Raw genomic sequence first — 13,641 nt, forward strand, 5'->3', positions numbered from 1 at the left:
GTCCCGCTCTGGTCCGGCGGGTGGCCGTTCGTGCAGGATGCGTGCGTGTCCGACGTCGTGCAGTTCACCCCGCAGACCACCGAGGCGATCGCCCGGGCCCGCCAGCACTCGCTCGGCGACCTGTTGCGCCGCACCGCGTTGCGCTACCCGGACAAGCTCGCGGTGGTCGCGGGCGGGCGCCGGGCGAGCTTCGCCGAGTTCGACGCCGCCGTGAACCGCTGCGCGAACAACATGGCTGCCAAGGGCCTGGCGAAGGGCGACCGGCTGGCGCTGCTGTCGCACAACTCCTGGCAGTTCGCCGTGCTCGCCTTCGCCACCGCCCGGCTCGGCGTGGTGCTGGTGCCGGTCAACTTCATGTTGAACGCCGAGGAGATCGCGTTCATCCTCGGCCACTCCGGCGCGAAGGGCATGGTCACCGAGGACGCGCTGGCCCCGACCGCGGAGAAGGCTCTCGCCTCGGCCGGGCTCGCCGGCGGCGTGCGCGGGTGGATCTCGCTCTCGGGTGCGGCTCCGACCGGGGAGTGGGAGGACGTCGACACCTGGATCGACTCCGGCCCGGACACCCCGCCCGAGGTCCTGGTGGCCGACGACGACCCGCTGCGGCTGATGTACACCTCCGGCACCGAGTCGCGGCCCAAGGGCGTGATGCTGTCGTCGAAGTCGCTGATCAGCCAGTACGTGTCGTGCGTGGTGGACGGCGGGATGAGCGTGGACGACGTCGAGGTCCACACCCTGCCGATGTACCACTGCGCGCAGCTGGACTGCTTCTTCTCCGTCGACGTGTACCTCGGCGCGACCAGCATCATCCTGCCCGGCCCGGACCCGGCGCGGCTGCTCGAGACGATCGAGCGCGAGAAGGTCACCAAGCTGTTCTGCCCGCCGACGGTGTGGATCTCGCTGCTGCGCCACCCCGACTTCGACACCCGCGACCTGTCGTCGCTGCGCAAGGGCTACTACGGCGCCTCGGCGATGCCGGTGGAGGTGCTCAAGGAGCTGTCGCGGCGGCTGCCCGACGTGCAGTTCTGGAACTTCTACGGGCAGACCGAGATGTCGCCGCTGGCCACGATCCTGCGCCCGCACGAGCAGCTGCCGCACGCCGGCTCGGCCGGCCGGGCGTCGCTCAACGTCGAGACCCGCGTGGTCGACGACGAGGACAACGAGGTCCCGCCGGGCGAGGTCGGCGAGATCGTGCACCGGTCCCCGCACGCCGCGCTGGGCTACTACAACGACGAGGAGAAGACCGCCGCCGCGTTCTCGGGCGGCTGGTTCCACTCCGGTGACCTGGGCGTTGTCGACGAGAACGGCTACCTCGCCGTCGTCGACCGGAAGAAGGACATGATCAAGACCGGCGGGGAGAACGTCGCCTCCCGCGAGGTCGAGGAGGCCCTCTACCTGCTCGAGGGCGTCGCCGAGGTGGCGGTGTTCGGCATCTCGCACCCGCACTGGATCGAGGCCGTGACCGCGGTCGTCGTGCCGAAGCAGGGCGTGACGCTCACGAAGGAGCAGGTCGACGCGCACGCCCGCGAGGTTCTCGCCGGGTACAAGCGGCCCAAGTACGTGGTGTTCGCCGAGGCCCTGCCGAAGAACCCCAGCGGCAAGATCCTCAAGAAGGACCTGAGGGTACAGCACGCCGATCTGGGAAACGAGGGCTAGCGAACGATCGTTCAGCAAGCTAGAAACGGAGCCATGCGCAGCGCGGCGACGGTGATGTGACGTGTACCCGGGGACGTGGGCGAAGGAACGGCCGGAGCACCCGGCCACGATCATGACCGGCGGTCCGCTGGACGGCCGGGTGCAGACCTACGGCGAGCTCGACGAGCGCTCCATCCGGCTGGCCCGGGTCTTCGCCGAGGCCGGGCTGACCCGGGGCGACCACGTCGCCGTCGTGCTGGAGAACCGGCCGGAGGTCTTCGAGGCGTACTGGGCGGCGGTGCGGTCCGGCCTGATCATCACCGCCGTGAACAGCCACCTCACCCCGGCCGAGGTCGCGTACATCGTCGACGACTGCGAGGCCCAGGTGCTCGTGGTCTCCGCGAACCTGCCGGGGATCGCCGAGGGCGTCGTCGCGGACACGCCCAGGGTGCGCAGGCGGCTCGCCGTCGGCGGCACGGTCCCCGGCCACGACGACTACGAGGCGGCGCTGGCCGCGGTGTCCGCCGACCCGCTCGACGACGAGCCGGTCGGCATGGACATGCTCTACTCCTCCGGCACCACCGGGCGTCCGAAGGGGATCACCCGCGAGCTGCCGGAGCGCCGGGTGAACGAGCCCGGCGACGCGATGCTGGAGATCTTCGCCCCCGTCTACGGCTTCGACCGGGACACCGTCTACTACTCACCCGCGCCGCAGTACCATTCCGCGCCGCTCCGGTTCGGCGCGATGACCCACGCGGTCGGCGGCACGCTGGTGGTCGCGGAGCGGTTCCGGCCGGAGCAGGCGCTCGCGGACATCGAGAAGTACCGGGTCACGCACAGCCAGTGGGTGCCCACGATGTTCGTCCGGATGCTGAAGCTCGACGACGAGGTCCGCGCCCGCTACGACCTGTCCTCGCTGAAGGTCGCGGTGCACGCGGCGGCGCCGTGCCCGGTCGAGGTCAAGCGCAGGATGATCGAGTGGTGGGGCCCGGTGCTCCAGGAGTACTACAGCTCCACCGAGTCCCCCGGGCAGACCCGGATCACGTCCGAGGAGTGGCTGGAGCACCCCGGCTCGGTCGGGCGCGCGACCGTCGGGATCCTGCACATCTGCGGGGAGGACGGCAAGGAGGTCGGCGCGGGTGAGGTCGGCACCGTCTATTTCGAGACCGACCGGCCGCTGTTCGTCTACCACCACGACCAGGACAAGACCGCGGACTCGCGGCACCCGGACCACCCGACCTGGGCCACGACCGGTGACCTCGGGTACGTCGACGAGGACGGCTGGCTCTACCTCACCGACCGCAAGGCCTTCATGATCATCTCCGGCGGGGTGAACATCTACCCGCAGGAGATCGAGGACGCGCTGGCCCTGCACCCCGCGGTGCGGGACGTCGGTGTGATCGGGATCCCGGACGAGGAGATGGGCGAGCAGGTCAAGGCCGTCGTCGAGACCGCCGAGGGTGCGGTGCCCGGCCCGGAGCTCGAGAAGGAGATCCTCGAGTTCGTCCGGGGCCGGATCGCGCACTACAAGTGCCCGCGCACGGTCGACTTCACCGACTCCCTGCCCCGCACGCCCACCGGCAAGCTCGTCAAGCGACGGATCGTGGAGCGGTACCGCTGACCGCGCTCACGGCAGGGGTGGCGCCCACTCGCTGAGGAGGTCGGCGAGGTCGTCGAGCCCGGTGAGGGAGAGGTCGCCGCGCAGGCCCCGCAAGGCGGCGGTGCGGGCGCCGGCGGCCCGTCCCGCCGCGAGCCCGGGCTCGGTGTCCTCGACGACCAGGCACGCCGCGGGGTCCACGCCGAGCGCCTTCGCGGCGCGGAGGTAGCCCTCCGGGTCGGGCTTGCCGGCGGCGATGTCCTCACTGGTCACGAGCACCTCGGGCGGGGTGATGCCGGCGGCGCGCAGCCGGACGTCCGTCAGTCGCCGGTCGGCGCTGGTGACGACGGCCCACGGCAGTCCGACGACGTCGAGCAGGCCGAGCAGGCGGCGGGCGCCGGGGATCTCGCGGACGTCGTCGAGGTCGGTGTACTGGAGTTCGAGCTGGCGGGCGGCCGCCGCGGCGACACCCGCCTCGTCCAGGTCGGGCCGGGCCTCGCGCACCGTCGGGGTCGACGGACGGCCGTGCGCCACCGCGAGCACGGCCTCCGGGTCCGCGCCGTACTCCGCCGACCAGGTCCGCCACGCCCGCTCCACCGCGCCGTCGGAGTCGACGAGCGTGCCGTCCATGTCGAACAGCACCGCACGCAGATCGTCCAGGTCCATGCCCGCACGGTATCCGGGGTGGACATGCGGGTGCGCTGCATCCGGTTGGTGGCGTCGACAAGGCGCTGGGGTCGGATCCGTCCACGCGACGAGCCCTCAGCTCCTGGTGATCATCAGGCTGCCGGCTGTCGATGTGCGTGCGGGCTGGTCTGGCGCGCGGGAGGCCCGACGACCCGGGGCAGGTCCGGGGCGCGGGTGCCCGAGGGGGCGCGACACGTCCACGTGGGCCCGGGGCCTTCGAGGGGCGCGGCGCATCAGACGGCGGGGCGCATCAGGTGGCGGGGCGCATCAGACGGCGGGGCGCATCAGACGGCAGGGCGCATCCGAGGGGCGCGGCACACCTGGCCGAGCGCGGCACACCCGGCGTGACCTGCTCTCGCACCCGGGAGGTTCGCCGCACACCCTGTCGACGGGTTGCGTGGCGTCGCTTCGGGTGTGGGAGGTGGGGCCGGGCAGATCGGCCGGGCATGCTCGCGAGAAGCGTCGCGAGTCGGGCGCGCGCCCGGGTCGCCCGATCGACCGCTCGCACCCGCCGCCGGGCGCAACGTTCGCCGCCTCCGAGTGCACACCCGGAGGGGCGTCGCGCTCGCCGTCGACAGGGTGTGGGGCGGGGTGAGTGGGTGTGGGAGCGGGTTCGGGTGGTGGTGCGGCGCGGCTCCGGGTGTGGCGTGTCGGACGAGGTGCGCCGGGTCGGTTGTGGGCGGTCGGAGTGGATGCGTGAGCGCCCGCAGAGGCCGGCGGAATAGGGGGAGGGGGTATGCGGTTGCGGGCGGCGAAGGGAGGCTGCGATGGAGAACGCACTGATCTACCGCCTGGCGGAGGGGAGCCTGGAGGCCGGCCGGCCGCTGGAGGCCCTCGAGCTGCTGGCGCCGCTGGTCGACGAGCTGCGCGACACCGCGGCCGGTGCCCTGCTGCTCGGGCGGGCGTACTACCGGTCCGCGCAGCTGCGCCGGGCCGAGGAGACGCTGACCAAGGCCGTCGAGCTCGCGCCGAGCGACCCGTACGCCCGGTACCTGCTGGGGCGGACGCTCCAGCGGCAGAGCCGGCACGCCGACGCCCTGCCGCACCTGCGGCTGGCCGCGGCGCAGGACCCGGCCTACGCCGAGGACCGCGACGCCTGCGCGGCGCGCCTGGCGGGCTGATCGTCCGGTAGCGAACGAACGGCGCTCCCGCTCACCATTCGTGAGCGGGAGCGCCGTTCGTGTTCTCGGGAGTGGCCGGGGTCGCGGGGACCGATCAGTTCCCAGCGTTGGTGCCGGTGCCCGTGCCGCCGGAGTCGGTGCCGCCAGTGCCGGTGCCACCGTTGCTCGACCCGCCGGTGCCGGTGCCGGTGCCGGTGCCTGCGCCCGGTCCTCCATTGCTCGTGCCACTGCCGCTGCCGTTGCTAGTCCCGTTGCCGCTGCCCGTTCCGGAGCCCTGGCTACCCCGCCTAGGAGTCGTGGTGGTCGTCGGGGCCGGGGCGACCGCGGTGGTGGGGGCCGGGGCGACGCTGCTGACGACCGGCTCCACCGGGGCGACGGGGACGACGACCCGGGTCGCCGGGGCGCGGGTGGCCGTGGCGACGGGAGCCTTGGTGGTGGTCTCGGGTGCGGCCTCGGCGACCGGCTCCGGCGGCGGGGCGATCTCGTTCGTGTCGACGGTGTCGCTCGCCTCGGCGGGGCTGGCGCCGCCGAGCAGCGGGATCTCCATCAGCGGTCCCCGGTTGCCGGCGGCGAGGCTGATGCCGACGACCGCGAGGAACACCACGCACACCGCGACCACGCTGTAGACGCCGAACTTGATGCCGCGGGTGCGGCGCCCGCGCTCGTCGACGAACACGGGGCGCACCGAGGCGATGGCCGTGGTGGCGTCGACCGGGGACTCGGCCGCCAGCTCGGCCCGGCGCCGCGCCGAGATCGCCGTGGTCGCCTCGACCGCGGGTGCACCGGCGAGGGAGGTGGCGTCGGGGTCGACGGGCCCGGCGACGGCGGTCGCGTCGCAGCCCTGCGCCGCACCGACCCGGGTCGCGTCGTCGTCCCACCCGCCGACGCGGGTCGCATCGGCGTCCCACGTCGGGGCCTGCCCGACCCGGGTGGCGTCGGCGTCCCATGCCGGCTCGGCGGACCGCGGCGACCGGGCGAACCCGCCCGGCCACACCGGCGTACCCAGCGGCGCGGCCGGGGAGCCCAGCGGCACGTCGTCCTGGTCGTCGAGCGGCCGGCGGGGAACCGGGACGGACCGCAGGGCGCGGGTCTCGTCGTCGATCATGGGGTGACGTCCTCCGGGGGAGCGAGGCCCGCGCTCACGTCGCGGACCGTCCGGGTGAAGGCGAAGCGGGTCTGCGGGATCCCGCTGCACGCGTAGGACGCGGTGGCGTTGCCGGGGCAGTCGCCGTTGTCGCGTCCCACGGACCACAGGCCGACGGCGCCGATGCCGCGGTCCCGCGCGGCCCCGGCGACGCCCGCGGCGTCGGCGAGGCTGGTGACCGGACCCTGGTCGGTCCGACCGAGCATGAGGGTGATGCCGATCCGCGACGGGTCGCGGCCCAGCTGCCCGACGATCGTGTCCGTGGCCCGGAGCATCGCCCCCGACCAGTCGCCCTCGTCGGGGAAGTTCATGACCATCGCGTTGACCCGGGCGTCGACCCCGTGTGCCTGGACCGTGTCGACCAGGTCGAGCGCGGCGGCGGTGAGGCCGTGCGTGGCGTCCTGCACGGGCAGGGTCAGCGTGACGTCGACGCCCTTCAGCAGCGCGAGCGCGCTCGCGACCTTCTCGGCGTCGATCCCGGTCTCCACGTCGACGTCGAGCCGCGTGGCACCGACGGACGCGAGCGCGGCGCGGTAGGCGCCCGCCAGCGACTCGGCGGTCCTGCACGTGTTCTCGAGGTACGTGCCGGTCGCCCCACCGGTCGCCACGGTGACCTGCTGGAGCGAGCGCGCCGCCTCGACGACGACGGGGTCGCTGATCGGGGTCTCGCCACCCCAGGAGGGCGTGCAGCTGCCGTCGGCGGACAGCGCGAAGGCCAGGACGGCCGACCGGACACCGGTCTGCGCGACCATGTCGGGCAGCGGGGAGGGCCGCAGCGAGACGTCGACGTACGGCAGCACCTCGGGCGTCATCTTCTGCGCCGACGGGGCCAGGTCGGCGGTGGGGCCGGCGCATGCGAGCAGCACGGCGCCGAGGGCGAGCGGCAGCGCGAACAGCGCGACCGACCGCCGGCGCACGCGGGATCGCCGCATCGGCGTCCTCCACCGGATGGACCAACAGGGAGCGGACGACGGCTACTCCACGCGGCTTCGGGGAGCCGCACGGGCGCAACCGCCGTGCTCTTCGTCCATCGAAAGAGTGACGAAGACCGTTACGACATCGAACGACGTGTGACGCTCAGCCCTCGGAGGCAACCTTCCGGGCTCAGCCCACCATCTCCGGCACCGATGTCGTGGCGCCGCTCTCCGCCGCCGGGTCCTCCAGCAGCGGGCAGGCGATCCAGCCCTCCGGGATGCCGAAGCCGTCGACCAGGAGCCGCGCGTGCGGGCGCAGCTCGGCGCACAGCGCGTTGACCGCGGCGACCACGGAACGGGTCTCGGCCGCGGTCAGCCGGCCGTGCTCGAGGTACCAGGCGCGGTCCCGCTCGATCGTCGCGAGCGCGTGCAGGTCGCACACCGTCTCCAGCAGGGCCTTCACCGCCGGGTCGGCGGCCCGCCCGATCCCGGCGACGAACGCGTCGAACACCAGGACGTCGACGTGCGCGCGGGCGGCGTCGAGCAGGTGGTCCTGCGCGGCGTTGAAGATGCCGAACTGGTCCGCGCCCTTCTTCAGCGCCGGCCGCAGCCGCCGCGCGACGCCCGCGAGCAGGTGCTCGGCCCGGTCCGCGAGGAGCCTGCGCTGCTCGGCGCGGTCGCGCGGGCGGAACCCGCGGCCGGGGATCCGTCGGGGCAGCTTGTTGACGCCGGTCCGCTCGGCAGCGGCGTCGAGCGCCTGGCCGCCGAGGAACCGGGCCAGCCCGAGCGGCGAGAGCTTCTGGACGCCCTTGCCGTAGTTCGACAGCAGGTTCTTGGCGAGCAGCTGGAGCAGGACGGTGTTGTCGCCCTCGAACGTGGTGAAGACGTCCGTGTCCGCCTTGAGCTGCGGGAGCAGGTTCTCCGACAGGTACCCGGCGCCGCCGCACGCCTCGCGGCAGGTCTGGATGGTGTGCGTGGCGTGCCAGGTGCCGATCGCCTTGACGCCCGCGGCGCGGCTCTCCAGGTCGCGCTGCGCCCGCTCGTCCGGCCGGGCGCCCTGCTGATCGGCCTGGGGTGCTTGGAGCCGGTGCATCTCGGCGACCAGGTCGTCCTGGGCGAACTGCAGCGCGTAGGTGGTGGCCAGGGCGGGGAGCAGCTTCCGCTGGTGGGCGCGGTAGTCGAGGATCGCGGTCTCCTGCCCGGTGCCCGGGTCGGCGAACTGCCGGCGGCGCTCGCCGTAGCGGACCGCCAGCGCCAGTGCCTTCTGGGCCGCGCTGCCGGCGCCGCCCGCCACGCTGATCCGGCCGCGCACCAGCGTGCCCAGCATGGTGAAGAAGCGGCGGCCCTCGTTCTCGATCGAGCTGGAGTAGGTGCCGTCCGCCGAGACGTCGGCGAACCGGTTGAGCAGGGCCTCACGCGGCACGCGCACCGAGCGGAAGGTGAGCCGCCCGTTGTCGACGCCGTTGAGCCCGGCCTTGTGCCCGCAGTCGCCGATCTCGATACCGGGCATCGCGGCACCGGCGTCGTCGCGGATCGGGACCAGGAAGGCGTGCACGCCGTGCGAAGCGCCGGCGGAGCGCGCATCGACGCCGTGCGAAGCGCCGGCGGAGCGCGCATCGGCGCCATGGGCCTCCACGCGCGTGACGAGCTGGGCGAACACGACCGCCATCCGGCCGTCGCGGGCCGCGTTGCCGATGTAGTCCTTGCGCGCCCCCGGCTCCGGGGTGTCGATCACGAACTCCTCGGTGGCCGGGTCGTAGGTGGCCGTGGTGCGCAGGTGCTGGACGTCGGAGCCGTGGCCGGTCTCGGTCATCGCGAAGCAGCCGAGCAGCTCGCCGTCCATGATCTGCCGCAGGTAGCGCCCGTGGTGCCGCTCTGTGCCGAGGACCTGTACCGCGCCGCCGAACAGGCCCCACTGCACGCCGGCCTTGACCAGCAGCGACAGGTCGCCGTAGCCGAGCGCCTGGAACGCGGTGACCACGCCGCCGACGTCGCCCTTGCCGCCGTGGTCGGGCGAGAACCCGGTGTGCGGCTGGCCGGTCGCGGCGAGCTCGTGCACGAGCTCGAGGACCTTCGCCCGGTACTCCTCGCGCGACAGGTCGGGGTCGACCGGCCGGAACCGGGACATCTGCTCCCGGACCGAGCTCCGGACGTCGGCCCAACGGCCGTCGAGGGTGGAGCGGAGCGCGTCCACGGTCGGGGTCATGCGGTGCCTCCTGCGGTGCCGGTGCTCGCGTCGCGAGCTCCGCTCGGGTCGATGCTCGCTCCGCGAGCGGCGCGAGGTGAGGTCGCCAGGCCGGCGAGCCCGGTCCAGGCGAGATCGGTGAGACGGGCGGTGAGCTCGTCGCGGGTGGTGCCGGTGGGGCGGGCGAGCCAGTCGTCCGCGGCCCCGCGGACCATCCCGACGAGGGCGTGTCCCCACGTGCGCGCGGCGGGTGCGCCGGGCAGGTGGGACTCCATGGCCTCGGCGACCTGGTCGCCGATCACCGTCACCAGGTCGGTGACGGGGTCGGTGCCGGCGACCGCGGCGCCCAGGAGCGGGCGCTGTACCACGAACCGGTACACCTCACGGTCGGACTCGATCAGCCGGAGGTAGGCGTCGATGCCCGCGGCGACCGCGGCGTGCGGGCCCGCACCCTCGGCCAGCGCCCGGTCCGTCGCGCGCCGGATCTGCCCGGTGAGCACGCGCGCCACCGCGTGGCAGACCGCCGTGTACAGCCCCGCCCGGTCCCGGAAGTGCCGGTAGACGGCGGTCTTCGAGGTGCCCGCGGCGGTCGCGATCTCGTCCATCCCGACGCCGGCCCCGTGCTGCCGGATCGCCGCGACGGTGGTACCGACGAGCTCGGCACGGCGCTGCTCGCGGTGGGCGTCCCAGCGGGAGTCGCGCCGGTCACGGGCCACGTCGACGGTCGGCTGCGCGAGCTTCGCCTTCGACTTCATGGAACCGACGGTACCCGGTACTGTGGGTTCTGGCTACTCGTGGGTAATACCGCGAGCACCGCAGGGCTCATCCGCACAGGAGGGAACGCCATGCCGTCCACACCGCGGCGCGCCGCCGTCATCGGGGGCAACCGGATCCCGTTCGCGCGCGCCAACGGGCGCTACGCCCGTGCGTCGAACCTGGACATGCTCACCACCACGCTCGACGGCCTGGTGGCCCGTTACGGGCTGGCCGGCGAGCGGCTGGGCGAGGTGGTCGCGGGCGCCGTGCTGAAGCACTCCCGCGACTTCAACCTCACCCGCGAGGCGGTGCTCGGCTCGCGGCTGGCGCCGTCGACCCCGGCCTACGACGTCCAGCAGGCCTGCGGCACGGGGCTCGAGGCCGCGATCCTCGTGGCGAACAAGATCGCCCTGGGGCAGATCGAGAGCGGTGTCGCCGGCGGGGTCGACACCGCGAGCGACGCCCCGATCGCCGTGAACGAGGACCTGCGCAAGGTGCTCGTCGCGATCAACGGCGCGCGGACGGTGCAGCAGCGGGTGAAGCTGCTGGCCAAGCTGCGGCCGGGGCAGATCGTGCCGGACATCCCGCGCAACTCCGAGCCGCGCACGGGCCTGTCCATGGGCGAGCACGCGGCGATCACGGCGAAGGAGTGGGGCGTCTCCCGCGAGGCGCAGGACGAGCTGGCCGCCGTCAGCCACCGCAACCTCGCCGCCGCCTACGAGCGGGGGTTCCTCGACGACCTGGTCACCCCCTACCTGGGCCTGACCCGCGACGACAACCTGCGCCCGGACTCGTCGGTCGAGAAGCTGGCGACGCTCAGGCCGGTGTTCGGCACGCAGTTCGGCGACGACGCCACGATGACCGCGGGCAACTCGACCCCGCTGACCGACGGCGCCGCGCTGGCCCTGCTGGGGTCGGACGAGTGGGCGGCCGCGCACAAGCTGCCGGTGCTGGCCCACCTCGTCGACGCCGAGACGGCGGCCGTGGACTACGTGCACGGGCGCGACGGGCTGCTCACCGCCCCGGTCTACGCCGTGCCGCGGCTGCTGGAACGCAGCGGGCTCACCCTGCAGGACTTCGACTTCTACGAGATCCACGAGGCCTTCGCCTCGACCGTGCTGGCCACGCTCAAGGCGTGGGAGGACGTCGAGTTCGCCAAGGACCGGCTCGGCCTGGACGCCCCGCTCGGGTCGATCGACCGGTCGAGGCTCAACGTCACGGGCTCGTCGCTCGCCGCCGGGCACCCGTTCGCCGCGACGGGCGGCCGGATCGTCGCCACCCTGGCGAAGCTGGTGCACGAGAAGGGCACCGGCGAGGGCGGGCGGAAGGCCCGCGGCCTGATCTCGATCTGCGCCGCCGGTGGGCAGGGCGTCGTCGCAATCCTGGAGGCAGCGTGAGCACCGACCGCTTCCGGGACCTCTCCAACACCGCGCTCGCCGGCCGGCTCGGCGTGCCGCGGGTGCCGCTGCTGCGCCGCTACGAGCCCGGCCAACCGCTCCTGCCCGGTCCCGCGCTCGTCACCTCGGTCGGTGCCGGCCGCTTCGCGAAGCCGATCGCCGCGCTGGTCGAGGAGTCCGGCCAGCAGGTGCTCGACGCGGTGGGGGACCAGAAGCTCGCCGCCGTCGTCGTCGACCTGACCGCGGCCACCACGCTCGACGACCTCGCCGCGGCCCGCGCGATCCTCACCCCGGCCGTGCGGAAGCTGGCTCCATCCGGGCGGCTGCTGCTGCTCGGCCCGGAACCGGCGGAGGCGTCGGCCGGTGCCGGCGTCGAGGCCGCCGCCACCGCCCAGGCGCTCGACGGGCTGGTCCGTACCATCGCCAAGGAGCTGCGGGCCGGGGCGACCGCGAACCTGCTGGTCGTGGCGGCCCAGGCGCCGCCCGCGGCCGTCGACAGCGCGGTCCGGTTCTTCCTCTCCGCCCGCTCGGCCTACGTCGACGGGCAGGTCGTCCGGATCGGGGTGCCCGTGGGGTCCCCGCAGGACCCGGCCGCGATGGACAGCCCGACGCTGCCGGAGAAGCCGCTCTCCGGGCGGGTCGCGGTGGTCACGGGCGCGGCCCGGGGGATCGGCGCGGCGATCGCCGACACCCTCGCGCGCGACGGCGCCACGCTCGTCGTCGTCGACATCCCGGCGGCCGGGGAGAACCTGGCGAAGGTGGCCAACCGGACCGGCGGCACGGCGCTGCAACTCGACATCACCGCGGTCGACGCCCCCGAGCGGCTGATCGCGCACCTGACGCAGCGCCACGGCCGCCTGGACCTGCTGGTGCACAACGCCGGCATCACCCGGGACAAGCTGCTGGCCAACATGGACCCGGACCGCTGGAAGGCCGTGCTCGACGTCAACCTGCGGGCGCAGCTGCGGATCACCGAGGCGCTGCTCGGCGAGGGCACGCTGCTGCAGGACGGCTCGCGGATCGTCTGCGTGTCCTCGCAGAGCGGTATCGGTGGCAACCGCGGGCAGGCGAACTACGTCGCGTCCAAGGCCGGGATCATCGGCATGGTCCGGGCACTCGCCCCCGTCGTCGCCGAGAAGGGGGTGACGATCAACGCGGTCGCGCCCGGCTTCATCGAGACCGAGATGACCGCGAAGATGCCGCTTGGCACCCGCGAGGCCGGCCGCCGGGTCAACTCGCTGCGCCAGGGCGGGCTCCCGGTCGACGTCGCCGAGACGATCGGATGGCTCGGCCAGGCCGACTCCGGCGGGGTGAACGGGCAGGTCGTGCGGGTCTGTGGCCAGTCGATGCTGGGGGCGTGATGATCGCTCTCTACGCGAAGGCCGCCGTCGGCGCGGTCCTGCCGGGCCGCGCGCGGTCGTTGCCGGGCACGGTCCTCGAGCGGTCGGTCACGCCCGAGGTCGGGCACCTCGCGGACTACGGGCGGGTGTGCGGGTTCCCGCTCGCCGACGCGCTGCCGCTCACGTTCCCGCACGTCCTGGCCTTCCCGCTGCAGGTCGAGCTGATGGCGGCGCGCTCCTTCCCGCTGCCGCTTCCGGGGCTCGTGCACGTCGCGAACCGGATCACGGCGCACCGGGCGATCGGGCTCGGCGAGCGGCTCGACGTCCGGGTGCGGGCCGAGCGGTTCGCCGCGCACCCGCGCGGGGCGCAGGTGGACCTGGTGGCCGAGGTGTCGGTCGACGGCACCCGGGTGTGGGACGGGCGCAGCACCTACCTGGCCCGCGGGGCACAGGCGCCCACCGGGCTCGCGGGTGAGCTGCCCGACCTGCCGGAGGTCGACGGGCCGGCCGCCGCGGTCTGGCGGGTGCCGGCGGACACCGGGCGGCGCTACGCCGCGGTCAGCGGCGACGTCAACCCGATCCACCTGAACCCCGTGACCGCCAAGGCCTTCGGGTTCCCGCGGGCCATCGCCCACGGGATGTGGACGGCCGCCCGGGCCCTCGCCGCGCTGCAGGGCCGGGTACCCGAGGCCGCGACCTACGAGGTCGGCTTCCGCAAGCCGCTGCTGCTCCCGTCCACCGCGGAGCTGGTGACCGAGCAGGCGAAGGAGGGCTGGGACCTGGCCGTCCGCAACCGGAAGGGCGCGGTGCACCTGACCGGGACGGTCCGCCGCGCCTGAGCCGCTCCTCCGTTCGGCCTAGACTCCAC

General features: G+C 73.9%; 11 protein-coding genes. 6 read left to right on the plus strand and 5 right to left on the minus strand.

From position 1 onward, the window contains the following. Positions 1 to 45 precede the first annotated feature (45 nt). Together LWC33_RS14310 and LWC33_RS14315 are read left to right on the plus strand one after the other, a co-directional pair. Positions 46 to 1,653, plus strand: a complete 1,608-nt coding sequence (locus LWC33_RS14310; protein ID WP_233304859.1) for an acyl-CoA synthetase — start codon at positions 46 to 48, stop codon at positions 1,651 to 1,653. A gap of 61 nt (positions 1,654 to 1,714) precedes the next feature. Continuing rightward, the gene (locus LWC33_RS14315; RefSeq protein WP_233304860.1) at positions 1,715 to 3,253 is read left to right on the plus strand and encodes an acyl-CoA synthetase; all 1,539 of its coding nucleotides are present in this window, start codon (positions 1,715 to 1,717) and stop codon (positions 3,251 to 3,253) included. 6 nt (positions 3,254 to 3,259) lie between these two features. Here the strand turns inward: LWC33_RS14315 and LWC33_RS14320 are convergent, their stop codons facing one another. Next, positions 3,260 to 3,895: an HAD-IA family hydrolase gene (locus LWC33_RS14320; protein ID WP_233304861.1), complete on the minus strand. Its 636-nt coding sequence runs from the start codon at positions 3,893 to 3,895 to the stop codon at positions 3,260 to 3,262. Positions 3,896 to 4,683: 788 nt separating this feature from the next. Here LWC33_RS14320 and LWC33_RS14325 point away from each other — a divergent pair. Beyond that, entirely contained in the window at positions 4,684 to 5,037 is a 354-nt protein-coding gene (locus LWC33_RS14325; protein WP_233304862.1) for a tetratricopeptide repeat protein, read from the plus strand. Positions 5,038 to 5,131: 94 nt separating this feature from the next. On the opposite strand, the gene LWC33_RS14330 is transcribed toward LWC33_RS14325, so the two are convergent. The 4 genes from LWC33_RS14330 to LWC33_RS14345 all read right to left on the minus strand — a co-directional run bounded on the left by LWC33_RS14330 (position 5,132) and on the right by LWC33_RS14345 (position 10,035). Next, on the minus strand, positions 5,132 to 6,142 hold the full coding sequence (locus LWC33_RS14330; RefSeq protein WP_233304863.1) for a hypothetical protein: 1,011 nt from the start codon (positions 6,140 to 6,142) through the stop codon (positions 5,132 to 5,134). Continuing rightward, positions 6,139 to 7,113 (minus strand): glycoside hydrolase family 18 protein, encoded by a 975-nt coding sequence (locus LWC33_RS14335; protein ID WP_233304864.1) that lies wholly within the window; start codon positions 7,111 to 7,113, stop codon positions 6,139 to 6,141. Before LWC33_RS14335 ends, LWC33_RS14330 begins: the two co-directional genes overlap by 4 nt. A 172-nt stretch (positions 7,114 to 7,285) precedes the next feature. Further along, positions 7,286 to 9,301, minus strand: a complete 2,016-nt coding sequence (locus LWC33_RS14340; RefSeq protein ID WP_233304865.1) for an acyl-CoA dehydrogenase family protein — start codon at positions 9,299 to 9,301, stop codon at positions 7,286 to 7,288. Then, positions 9,298 to 10,035 (minus strand): TetR/AcrR family transcriptional regulator, encoded by a 738-nt coding sequence (locus LWC33_RS14345; protein WP_233304866.1) that lies wholly within the window; start codon positions 10,033 to 10,035, stop codon positions 9,298 to 9,300. Before LWC33_RS14345 ends, LWC33_RS14340 begins: the two co-directional genes overlap by 4 nt. 90 nt (positions 10,036 to 10,125) lie before the next feature. Here LWC33_RS14345 and LWC33_RS14350 point away from each other — a divergent pair, with 90 nt between their 5' ends. From LWC33_RS14350 to LWC33_RS14360, 3 genes are read left to right on the plus strand one after another with little or no spacing between them, the layout of a single operon-like run. Beyond that, positions 10,126 to 11,433, plus strand: coding sequence for an acetyl-CoA C-acetyltransferase (locus tag LWC33_RS14350; protein ID WP_233304867.1), 1,308 nt, complete (start codon positions 10,126 to 10,128; stop codon positions 11,431 to 11,433). Continuing rightward, positions 11,430 to 12,794, plus strand: coding sequence for a 3-oxoacyl-ACP reductase (locus LWC33_RS14355; protein WP_233304868.1), 1,365 nt, complete (start codon positions 11,430 to 11,432; stop codon positions 12,792 to 12,794). The genes LWC33_RS14350 and LWC33_RS14355 overlap by 4 nt, the downstream gene beginning before the upstream one ends. Beyond that, entirely contained in the window at positions 12,794 to 13,612 is an 819-nt protein-coding gene (locus tag LWC33_RS14360; protein ID WP_233304913.1) for a MaoC/PaaZ C-terminal domain-containing protein, read from the plus strand. Before LWC33_RS14355 ends, LWC33_RS14360 begins: the two co-directional genes overlap by 1 nt. Positions 13,613 to 13,641 lie beyond the last annotated feature (29 nt).

This window comes from Pseudonocardia terrae (genome assembly GCF_021343995.1).
GTDB classification, from domain to species: Bacteria; Actinomycetota; Actinomycetes; order Mycobacteriales; family Pseudonocardiaceae; genus Pseudonocardia; species Pseudonocardia terrae.

Coding starts and splice junctions, on each gene's coding strand:
- LWC33_RS14330 (WP_233304863.1), bottom strand. CDS start 6,142: ATGATCGACGACGAGACCCGCGCCCTGCGGTCCGTCCCGGTTCCCCGC.
- LWC33_RS14335 (WP_233304864.1), bottom strand. CDS start 7,113: ATGCGGCGATCCCGCGTGCGCCGGCGGTCGGTCGCGCTGTTCGCGCTG.
- LWC33_RS14325 (WP_233304862.1), top strand. CDS start 4,684: ATGGAGAACGCACTGATCTACCGCCTGGCGGAGGGGAGCCTGGAGGCC.
- LWC33_RS14340 (WP_233304865.1), bottom strand. CDS start 9,301: ATGACCCCGACCGTGGACGCGCTCCGCTCCACCCTCGACGGCCGTTGG.
- LWC33_RS14360 (WP_233304913.1), top strand. CDS start 12,794: ATGATCGCTCTCTACGCGAAGGCCGCCGTCGGCGCGGTCCTGCCGGGC.
- LWC33_RS14345 (WP_233304866.1), bottom strand. CDS start 10,035: ATGAAGTCGAAGGCGAAGCTCGCGCAGCCGACCGTCGACGTGGCCCGT.
- LWC33_RS14350 (WP_233304867.1), top strand. CDS start 10,126: ATGCCGTCCACACCGCGGCGCGCCGCCGTCATCGGGGGCAACCGGATC.
- LWC33_RS14320 (WP_233304861.1), bottom strand. CDS start 3,895: ATGGACCTGGACGATCTGCGTGCGGTGCTGTTCGACATGGACGGCACG.